Genomic DNA, 18,141 nt, shown 5'->3' on the forward strand with positions numbered 1-18,141 from the left:
TTGCCGCAGATTCAGTTTTTTAAAAGTATTCGATTTAAGATTGCTGCGGCCTTCTTCGTGGTCTTTTTAGGCATTTCACTCGCGTTTAACTATTCCCTTTTCCAATCCATCCGAAACAGCCTCATCAACGCTTTTCAGAATGGCGGAAAAATTGAAGCCTTGAGTATTCTAAATGGAGTAGATGATGAGCTGACGCAAATCCCCGTTACGCAAGAAGATCAACCCATCCAACTATGGTTTGGCAACATGTTCGAAAGCCAAATGGTGTATGAGCGGCCCGATTTCCCAGAAATATTCTCTTCCGTTTTTGTGGAAATAGAACAACCTACTTCAGACGAGCGGGTTTCCCTGATGGAATTCATCAAGATTGATTCGTTTACTTATTGCATTGCCCGAAGGCCTTTGGATGAAAGCACTGGCGCGCAAATCAGTTTGGTATTGGCTAAAAACAACCAAGTCGTCTATAATGAAATTTCAGCCTTAAAGTCCAGATTGATCTTTGCCAATTTGGGTGCTGCGCTGATCGCATTTATCGCTGCCGTTTTAATTGCTCATTTTACTTTAGCGCCACTTCATAAGTTAATTGCCAAGGCCCAAAGTGTAAAGGCCTCGCCTCAAATGGATCGTTTACCAGTTTCTTCTGCCAATGACGAAATCACTCAGCTTTCGGCTACGATGAACGAAATGATTTCAAGAATTGAAACTTCCATTCGCAGTCAGAATCAGTTTTTTGCCATGGCCGCCCATGAACTGCGAACGCCTTTGGCCAATATGCAGTCGGAATTGGAGTACAGGATGGGCTCGTCTGAAAAAGAACTAAGTCAGGATATACTCACCAGCTTACGCGAAGAAGTGATTAGGCTAAAAAACATTGTCCAAGATTTTCTGCTCATGAGTCAGCTCAAATCTGAAACGTTAGTGCTACGTAAATCCGATTTCAGATTAGACGATTTGATTTATGATATGTTGGAAAGAATGCGCCCGACTTTATCCACCAAGAATTTAGACATCAAGCTTTCCATCAATGCCAACCCTGAAGAGCTTACGATAAATGCAGATAGAGAAAAGCTAGAAGGAGTATTGGTTAACCTCTTCGATAACATCCGAAAATATGGAGCAAGTAAACAGCCCGTTTCGGTTGAAATCTCTGAACAAAACGAGGTGCTTTCCTTACATATCCAAAACGGAATAGCCGAAAATATCGATTCGCTCCAGAAAGGAATGGGGCTTGGTTTACAGATTGCGAAGCAGGTGATAGAAAAGCACAACTACCAGTTTTTACTATCAAAAAGTAAAACAAACTTTACTATTGAAATAGTATTCACTCGTTAATGCACATAACTGGCGGCATTCACATCAATCGTACAGCCTGTTGCATGGTCCATTAATCCGCTGGCCATCAACGTAACCAAGGGTGCCAAATCCTTCGGCTCGGTCAATTGATTTAAAGCAATATCATTAAGGGCAAAACCCTCTCCGTATTGGTCCATAAAATCTTGCGCCATGTCGGTTCTTACAAATCCAGGCGCAATGGTAAATGCTTTGATTTCATTTTTTCCGTAAGCCCGAGATATGGAACGTGTCAGTGCCACCACTCCACCTTTCGAAGCCGCATAGGCCAAGTAATCAGAAGTGTCTCCACGAAAAGCAGCCCGTGATGAAATATTGATAATTCTTCCTCCACCATTATCCAAGAAATGCTCAATGCCCTTTTTGCACAGAAGTCCAGTTGCTCTTAGGTTCACGTCCATTGTAAACTGCCAGTCGTTTAGCCAATCTTCATCTGCTTTCACTAAGTCCGAAGAAATGGCAACTCCAGCATTGTTAATCAACACGTCTAAACCATTCATTTTTTCAATTACTTGTTTAAACAAGTTTATGGTTTCCGATACGTTTGAAAGGTCGGCCTGAAAAAGCTGACAATCGGAATTCAACTCTTTCAGAATGGACTGCGCTTGTTCTTCATTTGAATTATAGTGAACCGCCACTGCAGCGCCAGAGTCTGAAAGCTGTTTGGAAAACGCCCGGCCAATGCCCCTAGAACCACCTGTGACCAATATTACCTTGCCTTTTAATGAAATCTCCATGATTCAATCTGTTTATATCTCTTCAAATTAATTGAAAAACTCGCCTTCTTTCTTACCGTCAAAATCATTTCTTGGTGTAGAAAAGGGTGAATCATTCTATCTTAAGCACTTGCTTAGATTTTGATCACAAGCACAAAACCTTTAATATTCTACTTCGATTAAGCTAAAAACTATCTTAAGCCATGAAAATCAAATTGATTGCCTGCTCCATTGGTCTATTTTTCGGGACAACAATAGCCGCCCAAACAATGGATTTTGAAGGATATAATCCGCCATCATCACTCGTTGTTCCTGAGCATCCCTTAACGCGTTCTAAATTTCCTTTTATCGATATCCACAGTCATCAGAGACGAATGGGCCAACAGGATTTAGGTGCACTTGCGGCTGAAATGGATGGAATCAACATGGGACTCATGGTAAACCTGAGTGGCGGAAGTGGCCAATCAATTGCAGACGCTACAAAAAACATCAAGGCCAATCAACCAAAACGCTTTATTGTTTTTGCGAATGTAACCTTCGATAAGGTGGGTGAGAAAGGTTGGGGTGAAAAGGCTGCCGCGCTACTAGAGCAAGATTACAATGCCGGAGCCCGTGGTTTGAAAATATTCAAAAGCTTAGGCTTCTCAGTAAAAGATATTAATGGAAACCGCGTAGCGGTTGACGATCCAAGGCTTGATCCGATTTGGGCTAAATGTGGTGAACTGGGCATTCCAGTGCTTATCCATACCGCAGATCCAAAACAGTTTTGGGAACCCTTTGATGCTGAGAATGAAAGATGGTTGGAGTTGAAAACACACCCTGGCAGAAAGAGAGAAAACAATGATCCTGAGCCTTGGGAAACCCTAATTCAAGAACAACACAACGTTTTCAAAAAACATAAGAATACGCAATTCATTGCAGCGCACTTAGGTTGGTATGGCAACGACTTAGCCCATTTAGGAAAACTCTTGGACGAAATGCCAAATATGAATGTAGAAATCGGAGCGGTAATCGCTGAGTTGGGTCGCCAACCTCGTGCAGCAAATGCTTTCCTCACCAAATACCAAGACCGTGTGCTGTTTGGAAAAGATGCCTACAACCCAGAGGAATACGCCACCTATTTTAGAGTGCTGGAAACTCAAGATGAGTATTTTCCCTACTACAAAAAGTACCATGCCTATTGGAAAATGTACGGCCTAGGCTTGTCAGATGAAGTGCTGAAAAAGATCTATTACAAGAATGCAATTCGTTTGGTACCGGGTATTGACGCTTCTGCTTTTCCGAGATAGAAATTATTTGAAGTAGTGCTTTTCCCGATTCAGGGTTTGAATATGCTAGTACAGTCTGGAAACGTTTTTTCTACCAACAATTCAAATTACGTTTGTTGCATGGGTAGTCTGCAACATGGCGTTGAGAGAAGGGTAAGGAAGCTGATGCTTTGCATCGGCATTGCGGTGGGCTTGTTGATTATTGTTTCAGAAGCGAAGTCGCAGGAAAAGAACATTTACCTCTACGGAAGGGTAACCACGATTAATGGCGATAAATACCAAGGCGCTTTGCGCTGGGGAGGCGATGAGGCCTATTGGGTCGACCTTTTTAATGCACAAAAAACCTCAAGCGATTTTTTAAAATTCCTTTCAAAAAAAGAAATACAACAGATTTCAGATCAAGAAGGTGGAAGCTCATGGCTGGGTATTGACCTCGGTGTATTGAGCATTTGGGACGACAAATATAGCCGCACGGCTCACCAATTCGATTCCCGCTTTGGAGATATCAAAAGCATTAAACCTACGGGAAGAAGTCGGGCGCAAGTGGCGTTAAAAAATGGTGTAATCGTAGAAGTGAGTGGTAGTGGTTTTTCAGATGTAGGTGCTAGCGTGAGTGTGTACGATGAAGAATTAGGCATTGTAAAGCTGGACTGGGCGAGAATAGAAAAGGTTGAGTTTTTAGAAAGTGGTAAAAAGCTGAAATCACTCTTTGGCGAAGCCATTTATGGAAAAGTAAAAGCCGGCAGAAGAGGCGTTTTTGAAGGTACCATTCAGTGGGACCAAGGCACAAGCGAAAACAACCACAATGAGCGTTTTTTAGAAGACATTCTGAATGGCGAAGACCGTGATGGAGATAAAAATATTCCCTTTAGGTCGATTACTAAAATTGTAAAAAATCGCAATGGAGTAGATGTAACCCTAAAATCGGGAAGAGAATTCTACTTAACGGGAACGAATGATGTGAACAATGAGAATTCTGGTATTGTCATTAACGACCGAGAAATTGGGAAAATCATAGTGTCATGGCGCGATTTCGAAGAGCTGGAAATTATAGAAAGCAAGAATCAAGGGCCTTCCTATAGTGAATTCCCATCCTCCACTGGACTGAGAGCTACAGTGATTAACAGAGATGGCGAAAAAATAAGCGGTCTTATTGCCTATGACTTAGACGAGGCTTGGGAATATGAAACTTTAGATGGCCAAGATGACCGAGTGGTTTACAAAATCCCCTTCCGAAATATCAAAAACATAATTCCTAAGAACTTCAGTTACTCAATGGTCATTCTGAGAAATGGCAAAGAGCTATTACTTGGTGAAAGTCGCGATGTATCAGAAGACAATGATGGAGTGCTTATATTTACTTCGAAAGACGCCAAACCAACTTATATACGTTGGTCACAAATTGACGAAATCATCTTTGATTGAGTAAAACACATTGAAATTCAGTCGTAGTCAAATCATCCAAAATAGTATTGCCATCAGTTTGGTGGTGGGCGTTTTTGTTTTTCTCTACGCCACTTCAGCACCCCGAGAACTTTACTTGACTGCAGGGCTCGTTGTTGCGGTTTTACTATTGATTCTCCTGGCCAACCGCGCCTTAACAATTTCATTAGATAGAAAGCTTCCTTGGTTAACCCATGGTAACAAGCGCTTTTACTCTCAATTGAGCATTGGCGTGTTGGTTTCTTTAATCATTATCAACCTAAGTTATTTTCTGTTCAAGATTACCCTCACGGAAGACCCTCCCGTTGGAAGTCAAATTGCGACCATCAACGCATTATCAATTTTGATTCTGTTGCCTATCATTTCAATCAATTTTGGAATTCAGTTTTTAAAACGTTGGAAAAACGCCCAGTTGGCTTCGGAAGAATTTCAGAAAGAATCGATCAAAGCAGAGCTTAACGCTTTAAAAAATCACTTAGATCCGCATTTTCTTTTCAACAACCTCAACATTCTTTCTTCGCTGATTTCTAAAGACCAAAAGCAATCGCAGGCCTACCTTGAAAAATTTGCCGAAGTCTATCGCATTATTCTTCAAAGTAGTTCCGAAGAATTGGTGGAGTTGAAACAGGAGCTCAGTTTTGTAAGTGCTTATATGTACTTGTTAGAAATTCGGTTCGAAGACACCATTCAGCTGAGCATGGCCATAGATAAAAAAGACGAAGCTTTATACTTGCCTCCTCTCACCCTGCAAATGCTCATTGAGAATGCCATTAAGCACAATACTGTCTCGGAATTACGCCCATTAAAAATTCATGTTGAAAGTCAGAACGGCTATATCTCTATAAAAAATAACCTGCAGGAAAAGAAAGTTGAATTGCCGAACAGTGGGCAAACTGGTTTAGAAAACATTAAGCGTAGGTATTCCTACTTTACTACAAAGCCGGTTGAAGTTATTAAGAATCCAAACTCATTCATCGTGCGTGTTCCTCTCATCAATATTTCTGAAATTTAACCTTAAAAGCTAAGCGAATGAAAGTACTGATTATTGAAGACGAAAGGCTGGCATCGGAAAGGTTAATTGAACTGCTGAAAGAACTCAAACCTAAACTGGAAATCGTAGGTACCATCAGGTCAGTTGAAGCTGGTTTACTTTGGTTCGAAAATAATCAGCCTCCCAACTTCATTGTCAGCGACATCCAGTTGCTTGACGGAACGAGTTTTGAAATTTTCGAACAGCACAAACCAAAATGTAAAGTAATCTTTACAACGGCATACAATCAATATGCGATCAAAGCATTTGAAGTAAATAGTGTGGATTACTTGCTTAAACCCATTCAGCGCGAAAAGTTGGCCGCTGCGCTAGAAAAAATTGAAGAACAACCCGCCATTTCCACTTCTCCAGCCTTCGACCTTAGCCAAATCAAAGCACTGATTAACGAACAGAACAAAGAATATAAATCACGGTTCCTCACCAAAATTGGCCAGCGAATTCGTGCTATTCCTACAGAAAAAATCGCCTATTTCTATACCCACGACAAGCTTACTTATATTGTGACTTTTGAAAAGCAAAAGTACATCATCGATAACACGCTGGAAGAAGTAGATCAAATGCTAAACCCAAAACAGTTCTTCAGAGTAAACCGTAAATTTTTAGTGCATTTCGATGCCGTTAGTGACATTCACCCTTACTTCAAAGGCAGAGTAAAATTGAGCCTTAGCCCAGAAATTGATGAAGACATTGTAGTGAGTTCGGAAAAGACACCGCTCTTCAAGCACTGGTTAGACAATTAAAAATAGTACTAGCAAAACGAGAAGAACCTCTCTTCTAGAAAACCACCCCTTAGTTTTCAATAATCAATTCCAGTTCAGTAGGGTCTCCTCCCGTTTCGGTTAAAAAATAACTAGGTAGAGCCAATCCGTATTTCTTGGTAAAGTGTCATTCTGCATCTTTGATTCGTCAAAAGAATCAAACTCAAACAACACAACCATGATTAGATCAATTATTTTAAAATCTGCCCTTTTTCTCGGGCTCATTGCAGCCCCATTTCTTACGGCCAATGCACAAGATGAAGGATTCATCTACGGAAAACTTACAACCATTGATGGCAAGAGCTACACAGGTCAAATGCGCTGGGGCGATCGCGGAGAAGGCTATTGGACAGACCATTTTAATGGAAACAAGGAAGAAAACGATAATTATCGTCACCTGACGAGAGAAGAAAAAAACGATTTAAGGGACGAACAAAGAAGAAGAAATAGCAGCTGGGGTAGCTTCACAATTAGTTGGGGCAATAGCAGCTGGGAAACTACGCACGAATTCAGAACGGAATTTGGCAACATTTCCAGAATAGATATTAACAGACGTTCCGAGGTAGAGCTAACGCTTCGCAATGGGGATAGGATTTTTGTAAAAGACGGCTCAGACGATATGGGGGGAACAATCACCATTCTTGATCAAGAGTTGGGAAGCATGAAATTCAACTGGAACAGAATTGAAACCATAGAGTTTATGGATACGCCAAGCAAGCTCACCAGCAGAATTGGTGATGCGCTTTACGGAACTGTTGAATATTACGGAGGTTCAATCACTGGATTTGTTCAGTGGGACCACGATGAGCGCTTTAGCACGAACGTACTCGATGGCGATACCCGCGATGGTGACATGAAAATCGAATTCGGTAATATTAAATCCATTGAAAGAGATCGCTCTGGAAGTAATGTGGTGACCAAGTCTGGCAGAGAGCTTTATTTGAGAGGTTCGAATGATGTAGACAATTCGAATGGTGGAATTATCGTGAGTACCGATTTCGGGAGAGTAGATATTCCATGGAAAGAATTTAAGCGTGTTGAATTCACAAATGCTCCCAACTCTGGAAAAGCATATTCTGATTACGAAGTGAAGAAAATCTCAGGAACCGTAGAAACTACCAAAGGAGAAACCCTTTCAGGCGAGATCATTTTCGACCTAGATGAAGAATACAACTTCGAGATAATTCAAGGAGAGGACGATAACATTGAATACTTTATTCCAATTGAAAACATCAAATCCTTCAGCCCAAGAAATTACGATAATGCAAGAATTGTGTTGAAAAACGGAAAAGAATTAACCCTTGGTTCGGGTAGGGATGTAAGCGATGAAAATGAAGGTGTTTTGGTTTTCAATTCAAGCGGAAAGCCAACTTACGTGAAATATGAAAACATTAAACAGATTAGTTTTAACTAAGCCCAAAAGTCAGAAACATATACAGGTCAATTGGAAGGCTGCAACTACGTTGTGGCCTTTTTTTTAAAAACTAAACAACAAATAGAAGAAGAGCAAAATCCAAAGCACATCTACAAAGTGCCAGAAGTCTGTGAGCATTTTGAACCTGATTTTCTGGTAGGGATTGGTGCAGTAAATCAAGCTTTGCACCGCATCGAGCGAAACTTTATTACACTTTACCAGCAATCGAACCGCGTAAAGTAAAATGGCTAACACATGTACTACATGCAAACCCGTAATTACATAGAGATAAGCGCCAGAGCGTACTCCGCTAAAAAGAATCTGATTTTCTTGTAGTTCGCGCCAGCCTAAAAACTGAGAAGTGGCAAAAGCCAAACCCAGTAAAAAAGTAATTCCCAGCCATTTTTTCAGTTCTTCTAGCTCGTCCTTTTCATAAGCCGGAATAATTTTGGACACCGAAAAACTAGAAAGAAGCATTAGCACTGTGCTGACCACAAAAAATTTAGGGAATTCAATTTTAAGGAAATTGCTATTCTCAGGTTGGCTGGCGGTAAAAGCAACCACCAAAAAGAGGAAAAGCACTGAACTGCCAATCAAGGCAACATAGAGCATTATTTGATGCGGATGCATCTGCTCCATTTTATTAAAGGCTTCGCGCCTCAAGCCGATTCTAACTTTTTCTTTTTTCACTACAAATGCGCTAACAATAAAAGCAATTAAAGAGTTGGGTTAAATGTCGGTTAATTTATTGATTGCTTACACTGTTTTGCCACGAATGGCTTCAGAATTATTTACATTTGCCCCCTCTTTTTAGCAAAAACCTTGAAAGTAAAAGACTTCATAAAAATTTATAGGGAAGACCCTATCATTCAAACCATTGCCGAGCGAATCAAGCCCAATGAGGGAAATAGTATTCAGCTTAAGGGCTTGGTGGGTAGTTTGGACGCTGTTGTAGCAGCTGCCGTCTATCAGCACAATAAGCAAACTTCCCTTTTTGTAATGCACGACAAAGAAGAAGCTGCTTATTTTCATAACGATATGCAGAATTTGATAGGTGAAAAAGAGGTTTTGCTTTTCCCTACTTCATACAAAAGGCCTTACCAGTTTGACGAAACCGAGAATGCCAACATTCTCATGCGTGCCGAAATCCTCAACAGGATTAACCATAAAGCCTCTACAGGCGAAATCATTGTTACTTACCCAGAGGCACTAACCGAAAAGGTAATCAACAAAAAGGCCCTGGCCACCAATACCTTTTCAACCAAAGTGGGGGAAGAAATTGATGTAGAATTTTTGGCAGAACTGCTGATGACTTACGATTTCGAGAAAACGGACTTTGTATACGAAGCAGGCCAGTTTTCGGTGCGTGGTGGTATAGTAGATGTCTATTCTTACGCTCACGATTTACCTTACAGAATTGAGCTTTTTGGCAATGAAGTAGAGAGTATTAGAACTTTCGATCCGGTTTCTCAACTCAGTCAGGAAAGTGTAAAACACATTAACATCATTCCGAATATTCAAACCCGATTGTTGCAAGAAGTGAGGCAATCGTTTTTAGATTTTATTCCGAACAACACCAAAATCTGGTTTAAGGATTACCAACAAACCTTAGACACGATCGAAAAATACTTCGAAAAGGCTTCGGCTAATTTTGACGAAGTGCTTTCCGTTACTGATGCGCAAATAGTACTCAGCCCAGATGCGCTTTTCGAAACTCAAAAGTCCTTTAAAAAGGGAATCGAGAGTTTGGCCCAAATCGAATTTGGAAATCGCTTTACCAAAAAATCCGGTTTCGAATTTAGGTTTGATGCCGAAGTACAGCAATCCTTCAACAAAAATTTCGACCTCATTGCTGATAACCTTGGTGGTTGGCAAATGAAAAATTATACGCTTTTAATCTCTGCGGAATCTGACACTCAAATCGGGCGACTAGAAAAAATATTCACTGAGCTGAACCCTATCATTAAGATTCAACCCCTTAATATTGGCCTCAGACAAGGATTTATCGATAAAACACTCCAGATGCTCTGCTATACAGATCATCAGCTTTTCGATAGGTTTCACAAATACAAAAGCCGAACACAGCACAGTAAATCAAAGGCTTTAACGCTCAAAGAATTGCGCTCTTTGCACCCAGGCGATTACGTTACCCACATTGATTATGGCGTGGGGCGTTTTGCGGGAATGGAAAAAGTGGAAGTGAATGGAAACAAGCAAGAGTCCATCCGTTTGGTGTATCGCGATGACGATTTGCTCTATGTAAGTCTCCATGCTCTTCATAAAATTTCAAAATATTCTGGTAAAGAAGGCGCTCCACCAACCATGAGCAAATTGGGTTCTCCTGAATGGGAAACCAAGAAATCTAAGGTCAAGAAAAAGGTAAAAGACATTGCCAAAGACCTGATTGCACTTTATGCCAAAAGGAAAAGCGCCAGCGGTTTTGCTTTTGAGCCTGACAGTTTTATGCAGGCCGAATTGGAATCATCTTTCATTTATGAAGATACTCCAGACCAAGCCAAGGCCACCGAAGACGTTAAAGCTGATATGGAATTGGCACACCCTATGGACCGATTGGTATGTGGTGATGTAGGTTTTGGCAAAACGGAAGTGGCCATTCGCGCGGCTTTCAAGGCTTGCGCCAATGGAAAACAGGTAGCGGTTTTAGTGCCTACCACCATTTTGGCCATGCAGCACTACCGTACTTTTGCTGAAAGGCTAGAAAACTTTCCGGTTAATGTGGAATACATCAATCGATTTAAAACCAGTAAAGAAATTAAGGAAACCCTTCAACGGGTGAAAGAAGGCAAAACCGAAATCCTTATCGGCACGCACAGAATTGTGAACAAGGATGTAGAGTTTAAAGATCTTGGGCTTCTTATTATTGATGAAGAGCAAAAATTTGGAGTGCGGGTTAAAGACAAACTCAAGGAATTTAAACTGGATGTAGATGTGCTTACCCTGACTGCTACACCAATTCCAAGAACCTTGCACTTTTCGTTAATGGGTGCGAGGGATTTGAGCGTAATCGCTACGCCTCCTCCCAACCGACAGCCTGTAACCACAGAAATACACACTTTTGACGAAACCATAATTCGCGATGCCATCAGTTTTGAGCTGAGGCGTGGTGGTCAAGTTTTCTTTGTGCACAACCGAATCAAAGACATTGTTCAGGTAGGAAATATTATCCTGAAGTTGGTGCCCGATGCCCGAATTGGCGTGGCACACGGCCAAATGGAAGGAAGTGTGCTTGAAAAACGCATGATGAAGTTTATCGAGGGCGAATACGATGTGTTGATTTCTACCAACATCATTGAATCTGGACTTGATATTCCGAATGCAAATACCATTATCATTAATCACGCACATATGTTTGGGCTTTCGGATTTGCACCAAATGCGTGGACGAGTGGGGCGCTCTAACCGAAAAGCCTTCTGTTACTTATTAACACCTCCGTCTATCGGACTTAGTTCCGATTCCAGAAAACGTTTGAGCGCTTTGGAAGAGTTCTCTGATTTAGGCGATGGCTTTAAAGTGGCCATGCGCGATTTAGATATCCGCGGAGCAGGTAATTTATTAGGAGCCGAACAAACAGGTTTCATCACCGATTTAGGTTTTGAGATGTACCATAAAATTCTGGACGAAGCTGTTCAAGAATTGAAGGAAACCGAATTTAAAGACCTCTTCTACAAGGATTTGGTCAAAGAAGCAGCCGAAGCGGTAAAGGTGGATACTTCGATCGAAACAGATTTAGAAATTCTAATTCCAGAGACTTACGTTTCAAATATTTCCGAACGACTTGGGCTTTATTCTAAAATCGATAACATCAAGAATGAAGAAGGCTTAGCCAAATTCACAACCAGTATAAAAGACCGCTTTGGACCTATCCCTGTGCCTGTTTTGGATTTGATGGAAACGGTGAGGCTTCGTTGGTTGGCTGAAAACCTAGGTTTTGAAAAAGTGGTAATCAAAAACGAGTCGATGAAATGCTACTTCTTACCATCTGACAATGAGCGCTATTTCCAATCACCTGCCTTCGGAAAAGTAATTGCCTATGTTCAATCGCATCCAAAAAGCTGCCACATGAAAGAACATAAAACTCGCTTGATTTTACGAATTGATGAGGTGCTTTCTATTGGGAAAGCAATTGAGGTTTTACAAAACATGACTGCATAACCTGAAAAGGAAAAGCGCTCCAAAATTGAATTTTGGAGCGCTTTTTTCTAATTTCAGCTTAAAATTAGAAGCTCATAATATCTTTAAACTTAAGGGTTTGTCTACGTGAAACATCAATTTCTTCGCCACCCTTCATATAGATTCTTAAGCTACCGCTGAACCAAGGTTCAATTCTTTCAATCCACTTTAGATTGATGATCTGTTGGCGATTTGCCCTAAAGAACGTTTTATCGTCTAATCTCGATTCCAGATAATTCAAAGTACGTGTAATCATGGGTTTCGATTTATCGAAATACACCGTGGTGTAGTTTCCGCTTACTTCGAAAAGGCGAATATCTGCCAACTGAACAAACCAGCATTTTTCTCCATCCTTTACAAAAACCTGATCGTGAATAGTGAGTTTATCACTTCCATTTTCTTGATCACGTTCTTTTTTCTCTACCTTTTCAATCACCTTAGAAATGGCCCCAGCCAAACGGTCTTTCTGAACCGGTTTTACCAAATAATCCAGCGCATTGTATTCAAAAGCCTTTAGTGCGTATTCGTCATAAGCCGTTGAAAAGATTACTTCTGGAACGATTTCAAGCTCTTCAAGCAAATCAAAGCCTGTTTTACCTGGCATTTGAATGTCCAAGAAAATTAGGTCGGGCTTTAATTCAGCAATTTTTTCGATTGCTTCATCCACACTCGCAGCCTCGCCCACAATTTGAACATTGTCAAATTCTTTGAGCAGCCTTTTCAGCTCGTTTCTGGCAAGTCTTGAATCGTCTATTACTAAAGTTTTCATATGGCTTAATTTTGAGGTTTTTAATTAATTGGGATTTTGACCGTAGCACAGACCATGTGCTCATTCATATTCTCTATACTTAATGAGGCTTTGTCTCCATAAAGCAACCGAAGCCTTTCACGTGCATTTCCTATTCCAATTCCTTTTCTTTTTGAACCATTTGGCCCTTTTAGTTGCCCCGTATTCTTTACAAAGATATTTAAGAAGCTATCTGTCTTTTTTGACTCCACTATTATTTCCCCTCCTTGTATTAAGTTATTAATGCAGTGCTTAATGGCGTTTTCCACCAAGGTTTGAATAATCATGGGCGGAACAACAAAATCTTTGCTTTCACTATCAATCAGAAATTGATACCTAAGTCGGTCTTCTAACTGAATGGACTCAAGGTTTAAATAGTGAGCAACCACCTCCATTTCCTTCTCGAGACTCACTTTTTCGTAATGATCGAATTGAATGGAAAACCTCAAAAGATCTGACAGGTGAGTGATTGAGTCTCTGGCCTTTTCGGCATCTTCTACCACCAAAGACCGAATATTGTTGAGGCTATTGAATATAAAGTGCGGGTTGATCTGAGATTTCAATGCACTGAGTTCAGCATCTTTTACCGTAGCCTGAAGCTTCCATTTTTCAATTTCCACTTCCCTATTTTTTTGTAGAAACTGGTAGGCAAAATAAATCGATGACCAACTGACGAAGTAAACCGAATAGCTTCCAATAAAACTCATGGCCATGATGATCAATGTGCTAGGCGTAAATATACCACGATTCACTTCTCTTAATTTTTCAAGGGTGGCTTCATCAACCCCCTCCATTTTAGAAAGCCCGGTAAAATGATCCATCAAGTTGGGGTCTAGCTTAATCAATAGCATAACAGAGCTAATGGCTACTAAAAAGGTAAGAATGGCCAAGAGTGCACCTTGAAGAATACTACTGAAAAAAACCCTAGGAATAAGCTTGACAATTTTTAAGTCCTTCCACTTTCTCTTTTTCGCATAAAGCCTGTACAAATGGCTAATAAGAATAGCGCAAAGAACACTTACCAATGAAGATATGACAGAGGCCCAGAAAGGCAAGATAAAAGCAATCGCCAGAAAGCTGGTAATGTGGAGTCCGCCCCAACCCCCAATTTGGAGCATCCAATACAGCTGATTCTTTTTCATAACCTAAAGCAAATACATTTATTCAACACCTCTTTCATCAATTTACTGAAAGGTTTAATAGTCGGATTAACCATAAAATAAGCCCGATCAGAAAACAAATGACTCAATAGTAACCCTATCTCAAGTTAAAAAATGATTAACACCATAGCTCTTTTCTATCCCTTACTTTTCTTAATGCATAGATTTTGATGATCGATTTTAAAATATGTGCTTGAAAGTATCGTTTTTGCATAACAATGAGTGAATTACACCTTTGTTAAACATAAGGGATAAGCGTATATTAGCCCCCTTAATTCACCTAAAAGGTCTGATTAAAGCACTAACATGAAAAACACAGCTGGGTTTTTGAAGGTTTCAGTATTCATTTTACTGTCTTCCTCATTATTATCTTCTTGCTTCCTTTTTAATAAAAATAAAGGAAGAGTGAGTTCTACAACGGGTATGGCTTATGGTAACTCAAAAGACACACTCAATTTTACTCCATTTGATACAAAAAATTTACCCAACCCTCCGGGAATGGTGTTTATTCAAGGCGGTAGAACTGTTTTAGGCTCTTTTGAGGAAGATTTATTGGGCAGCAGGGACAACATAGAAAGAACCGTTACAGTAAACTCTTTCTACATGGACGAAACGGAAGTTACTAACGAAAACTGGAAGGAGTATGTTTTTTATCAATTTAATCCAATACCAATTAGCTTGGGGAGGGAGGTAAATATTGTTGACGATCCATCGAACCCATTTCTTCCTGCCACCACTTCTCACAACGGACAGACCCTTAAAGATTTAATCCCTAACGACAGTGTTTGGTCAAGCGACTTTTCTTTCAATGATGTATATAGTGAGAATTACTATAACAACCCAGGTTACAACAACCGCCCAGTTGTTGGAGTGACTTGGAGACAAGCTGTAGACTTTTGTAAGTGGAGAACTGATTTTGTTAACTACCTAACCATAAGTCAACTACCACTTGAAGATCTTCCTGATGCTTATAAATTTGAGTTTTTTAACCCAGATGGTACTCTACAAATTCTTGGTAGTAGTGGCGTTGGTCTGACAGGAGCTATAGAAGTAACCCCACAAGAGCTGGATGACCTTCAACAGGATCAAATTGCTTTTATAAATGCAAACAAAAAGCTCTTTATAGAAAGAGGTATATATCTACCTGAGTTCAGACTACCAAATGAGGCTGAATGGGAATATGCTGCAAAAGCAACCATTGGAACTCAATATTTAGATGAAAACGAAGAATACGGAAGAATTTATCCTTGGGATGGAAGAGGCGTTAGAAATCCATACCGAAAAAGAAGAGGAGAACTTTTAGCCAATTTCAAAAGAGGTAGAGGTGACTACGCAGGTATCGCAGGAAATATCAATAATGATGGTGACGTAATTCCAGCTGAGGTTGGAGGATACGAACCAAATGATTTCGGTTTATTCAACATGGGTGGCAACGTAAGTGAGTGGGTAAACGATACCTACAGACCCCTTTCTTATCAAGCGGTTGATGATTTAAATCCCGTGAGGAAGGATGGAACTGCAGATTCCGAACAACTTTATGGTTGGGATGGTGATAGAACAGATTTCAGGTCATTGATTAATGACAGAGCAAAAGTATACAAAGGAGGTTCGTGGAAAGATGTTGCCTACTGGATGTCACCGGGCACAAGAAGGTTTTTGGATCAAGATAAGGCGACTAATACTATTGGCTTTAGATGTGCCATGATTTCTATCGGTGTTGAATCTAAAAGAAGATAATAATTAAAAAGAGATTATGAAAAGGTCGTTTCCTAATTAAACGGCCTTTTCATTTATATCATCAATAAGTAGAGGCTAAGACACCAAAACTAAGTTCTTTCACTCCAGCCGCTATCAATACATTTCCGCAAGCCAACAAGGTTGCCCCAGTTGTGATTACATCATCCACTAAAAGCACACGTTTCTCTTGAACTTCAGAAGCGTTAATTACTTCAAAAATTGCTTCAACATTATCCAACCTTTCAGCTCTACTCTTTCTAGTTTGAGTTTCATTTGCAGTAACCCGCTTAAGCCCAATGTAAACATCCGTTTTCAATACCTCAGAAAGGCCGTTTGCAAAAGCTTCACTCTGGTTATAGCCTCTTTTTCTCTGTTTTGAAGGATGTAATGGAACAGGAATAATAAAGTCAAACTCAGTGGCAAAGCCACCTAGTAACAAATCGTGACCATACCACCTGCCCATCATAACTCCAACATCTTCTTTATGATTATACTTTAACTCGTGTAAAATATGCTGAACGATTCCCTTTTTCTGAAAATGTAAGTAGGCCAACATATGATTAAATGGAATTGAACCCGCCAATTTTTGGTAAATATGTGGAACCTCTTGCTTATAGTTATTTGTTTTCGGCAACTCGTACTGACAAGTGGGGCAGATATGCTTCATCCCATTGGGCAATGGCCCTTTGCACCCAATACATATATTTGGGAAAAAGAGCGCGACAAAGTCGTTTAAGATTAAGCTTATCTTGCTGGGCATTCGCGAAACGAAACTATATTTGACGAAAATATTAAGGTAATGACTATTGTAGAAGAATTCAATGATTATCGAGCCAAGATGAACGGAAAAATCTTGGAAGAGAACAATACCGTGTTGAAAAGATTATTCAATCTTGACACTAATGCCTTTGCACCTGGTGCATTGGACGGAAAAGTGAAAGAACTTATTGGGCTTTCAAGTTCAATGGTATTAAGGTGTGACGATTGCATTAAGTATCATTTAGGAAAATGTCATGAGTTGGGAGTTACCACCCAAGAAGTATTCGAAGTATTTTCAATCGCTAACTTGATTGGGGGAACCATTGTAATTCCTCACCTTAGAAGGGCCGTAGAATTCTGGGAAGAGCTTAATAAGTAATGTATAAAAAGGATTTAGAACTTCAGAGAAACTGGGTAAAGTTGCTTACCCACTTAGAGCAACTTTTAGGAAAAAGACCCAAAGACCTTAATGGGGTTCTATTTCTTATTGGGGTACAAGAATTAGGCAACGGAAAACAGAATTTCACTAAGGAAGAAAAGCAAGACTTAATGCACATTGCCATTTGCAAGGTATTGAGTCTCTCTGGCTTTTATGAACTCGAGGGAATTGATGCTGAAGGTTGGCCGCATTGGAAAAAAGCGGAAACCGCTCTTCCTCACTTCGACCTGATGGACCAAGAAAAGCTTCTCAAAATACATGTAATTGAATATTTTGAGACGGAATTAAAAATTGAGTTATGAAGATTATCAGTTACAACGTAAACGGAATTAGGGCTGCCATGAAGAAAGACTTTGTGGGCTGGCTAAAAGCTGAAAACCCTGATATTCTCTGTTTACAAGAACTTAAAGCACTACCTGAACAAGTCGAAACTTCTGAATTTGAGGACTTGGGTTATCATTTATATTGGGAGGCTGCTCAAAAAAAAGGGTACAGCGGTGTAGCAATTTTCAGTAAAGTCAAGCCGCTTCACGTGGAACATGGTTGCGGAAACCCTTTATATGATTTTGAAGGAAGAGTGATCAGAGCTGATTATGAGGATTTTTCCATAATGAGTGTTTACATGCCGAGCGGAACCAGTGGTGATATTCGTCAAGATTTTAAATATGAATGGCTCGATTTCTTCTTTGAGTATGCCAATTCGCTGAGAAAAATCATTCCTAACTTAATTATCAGCGGAGATTATAACATTGCTCACAAGGCAATTGACATTCATAACCCTGTCTCAAATAAGAATTCTTCTGGCTTTTTACCTGAAGAAAGGGAGTGGTTCACAAAGTATATGGATGCTGGGTTTATTGACTCCTTCCGTGTTTTTAACCAAAATCCAGACAAATATTCATGGTGGAGCTACAGGGCCAACTCAAGGGCGAATAACAAAGGTTGGAGGATAGATTATCACATGACTACTGAAGAAATGAAAGAGCGATTGGTAGGTGCTTCTATCTTGAACGATGCCATCCATTCCGATCACTGCCCGATACTCCTAGAAATTCGATGATTTAAATC

General features: G+C 40.2%; 16 protein-coding genes. 11 read left to right on the top strand and 5 right to left on the bottom strand.

Annotation, left to right across the window (positions count from 1 at the left end; all coding sequences use genetic code 11):
• Positions 1 to 1,332, top strand: coding sequence for a sensor histidine kinase (locus tag AWN68_RS02290; RefSeq protein ID WP_068410866.1), 1,332 nt, complete (start codon positions 1 to 3; stop codon positions 1,330 to 1,332).
• On the opposite strand, the gene AWN68_RS02295 is transcribed toward AWN68_RS02290, so the two are convergent.
• A complete protein-coding gene (locus AWN68_RS02295) occupies positions 1,329 to 2,087 on the bottom strand; it encodes an SDR family NAD(P)-dependent oxidoreductase (RefSeq protein WP_068410868.1) in 759 nt (252 codons plus the stop codon). The genes AWN68_RS02290 and AWN68_RS02295 overlap by 4 nt on opposite strands.
• Before the next feature lie 182 nt (positions 2,088 to 2,269).
• Between AWN68_RS02295 and AWN68_RS02300 the strand changes: the two genes are divergently transcribed.
• The 5 genes from AWN68_RS02300 to AWN68_RS02320 all read left to right on the top strand — a co-directional run bounded on the left by AWN68_RS02300 (position 2,270) and on the right by AWN68_RS02320 (position 8,000).
• Positions 2,270 to 3,355 (top strand): amidohydrolase family protein, encoded by a 1,086-nt coding sequence (locus tag AWN68_RS02300; protein WP_068410870.1) that lies wholly within the window; start codon positions 2,270 to 2,272, stop codon positions 3,353 to 3,355.
• 99 nt (positions 3,356 to 3,454) lie between these two features.
• Positions 3,455 to 4,759, top strand: coding sequence for a hypothetical protein (locus AWN68_RS02305; protein WP_068410872.1), 1,305 nt, complete (start codon positions 3,455 to 3,457; stop codon positions 4,757 to 4,759).
• A gap of 10 nt (positions 4,760 to 4,769) precedes the next feature.
• Positions 4,770 to 5,789 (top strand): sensor histidine kinase, encoded by a 1,020-nt coding sequence (locus AWN68_RS02310; RefSeq protein WP_068410875.1) that lies wholly within the window; start codon positions 4,770 to 4,772, stop codon positions 5,787 to 5,789.
• 17 nt (positions 5,790 to 5,806) lie between these two features.
• Entirely contained in the window at positions 5,807 to 6,568 is a 762-nt protein-coding gene (locus AWN68_RS02315; protein ID WP_068410878.1) for a LytR/AlgR family response regulator transcription factor, read from the top strand.
• A gap of 196 nt (positions 6,569 to 6,764) precedes the next feature.
• Positions 6,765 to 8,000, top strand: coding sequence for a hypothetical protein (locus AWN68_RS02320; protein ID WP_068410881.1), 1,236 nt, complete (start codon positions 6,765 to 6,767; stop codon positions 7,998 to 8,000).
• A gap of 63 nt (positions 8,001 to 8,063) precedes the next feature.
• Here the strand turns inward: AWN68_RS02320 and AWN68_RS02325 are convergent, their stop codons facing one another.
• Positions 8,064 to 8,690, bottom strand: coding sequence for a cytochrome c oxidase subunit 3 (locus tag AWN68_RS02325; protein WP_068410884.1), 627 nt, complete (start codon positions 8,688 to 8,690; stop codon positions 8,064 to 8,066).
• Positions 8,691 to 8,822: 132 nt separating this feature from the next.
• On the opposite strand from AWN68_RS02325, the gene mfd reads away from it, so the two are divergent.
• Positions 8,823 to 12,173 carry a transcription-repair coupling factor gene (mfd, locus tag AWN68_RS02330; RefSeq protein WP_068410887.1) on the top strand — a complete coding sequence of 1,117 codons (3,351 nt, stop codon included), beginning with the start codon at positions 8,823 to 8,825 and terminating at the stop codon, positions 12,171 to 12,173.
• Between the two features lie 64 nt (positions 12,174 to 12,237).
• Here the strand turns inward: mfd and AWN68_RS02335 are convergent, their stop codons facing one another.
• Both AWN68_RS02335 and AWN68_RS02340 read right to left on the bottom strand, forming a co-directional pair.
• Positions 12,238 to 12,960, bottom strand: coding sequence for a LytR/AlgR family response regulator transcription factor (locus tag AWN68_RS02335; protein WP_068410890.1), 723 nt, complete (start codon positions 12,958 to 12,960; stop codon positions 12,238 to 12,240).
• Positions 12,961 to 12,980: 20 nt separating this feature from the next.
• Positions 12,981 to 14,120, bottom strand: a complete 1,140-nt coding sequence (locus AWN68_RS02340; protein ID WP_068410892.1) for a sensor histidine kinase — start codon at positions 14,118 to 14,120, stop codon at positions 12,981 to 12,983.
• A gap of 324 nt (positions 14,121 to 14,444) precedes the next feature.
• Between AWN68_RS02340 and AWN68_RS02345 the strand changes: the two genes are divergently transcribed.
• The gene (locus AWN68_RS02345) at positions 14,445 to 15,875 is read left to right on the top strand and encodes an SUMF1/EgtB/PvdO family nonheme iron enzyme (RefSeq protein WP_068410895.1); all 1,431 of its coding nucleotides are present in this window, start codon (positions 14,445 to 14,447) and stop codon (positions 15,873 to 15,875) included.
• 61 nt (positions 15,876 to 15,936) lie between these two features.
• Here the strand turns inward: AWN68_RS02345 and AWN68_RS02350 are convergent, their stop codons facing one another.
• The gene (locus tag AWN68_RS02350; RefSeq protein ID WP_068410898.1) at positions 15,937 to 16,635 is read right to left on the bottom strand and encodes a ComF family protein; all 699 of its coding nucleotides are present in this window, start codon (positions 16,633 to 16,635) and stop codon (positions 15,937 to 15,939) included.
• Between the two features lie 39 nt (positions 16,636 to 16,674).
• Between AWN68_RS02350 and AWN68_RS02355 the strand changes: the two genes are divergently transcribed.
• From AWN68_RS02355 to AWN68_RS02365, 3 genes are read left to right on the top strand one after another with little or no spacing between them, the layout of a single operon-like run.
• Complete coding sequence (locus AWN68_RS02355; RefSeq protein ID WP_068410901.1) at positions 16,675 to 17,013, top strand: carboxymuconolactone decarboxylase family protein; 339 nt, start codon at positions 16,675 to 16,677, stop codon at positions 17,011 to 17,013.
• Positions 17,013 to 17,375 (top strand): hypothetical protein, encoded by a 363-nt coding sequence (locus tag AWN68_RS02360; protein WP_068410904.1) that lies wholly within the window; start codon positions 17,013 to 17,015, stop codon positions 17,373 to 17,375. The genes AWN68_RS02355 and AWN68_RS02360 overlap by 1 nt, the downstream gene beginning before the upstream one ends.
• Positions 17,372 to 18,133: an exodeoxyribonuclease III gene (locus tag AWN68_RS02365; protein WP_068410907.1), complete on the top strand. Its 762-nt coding sequence runs from the start codon at positions 17,372 to 17,374 to the stop codon at positions 18,131 to 18,133. Before AWN68_RS02360 ends, AWN68_RS02365 begins: the two co-directional genes overlap by 4 nt.
• Positions 18,134 to 18,141 lie beyond the last annotated feature (8 nt).

This window comes from Roseivirga echinicomitans (assembly GCF_001592935.1).
Classification (GTDB): domain Bacteria; phylum Bacteroidota; class Bacteroidia; order Cytophagales; family Cyclobacteriaceae; genus Roseivirga; species Roseivirga echinicomitans.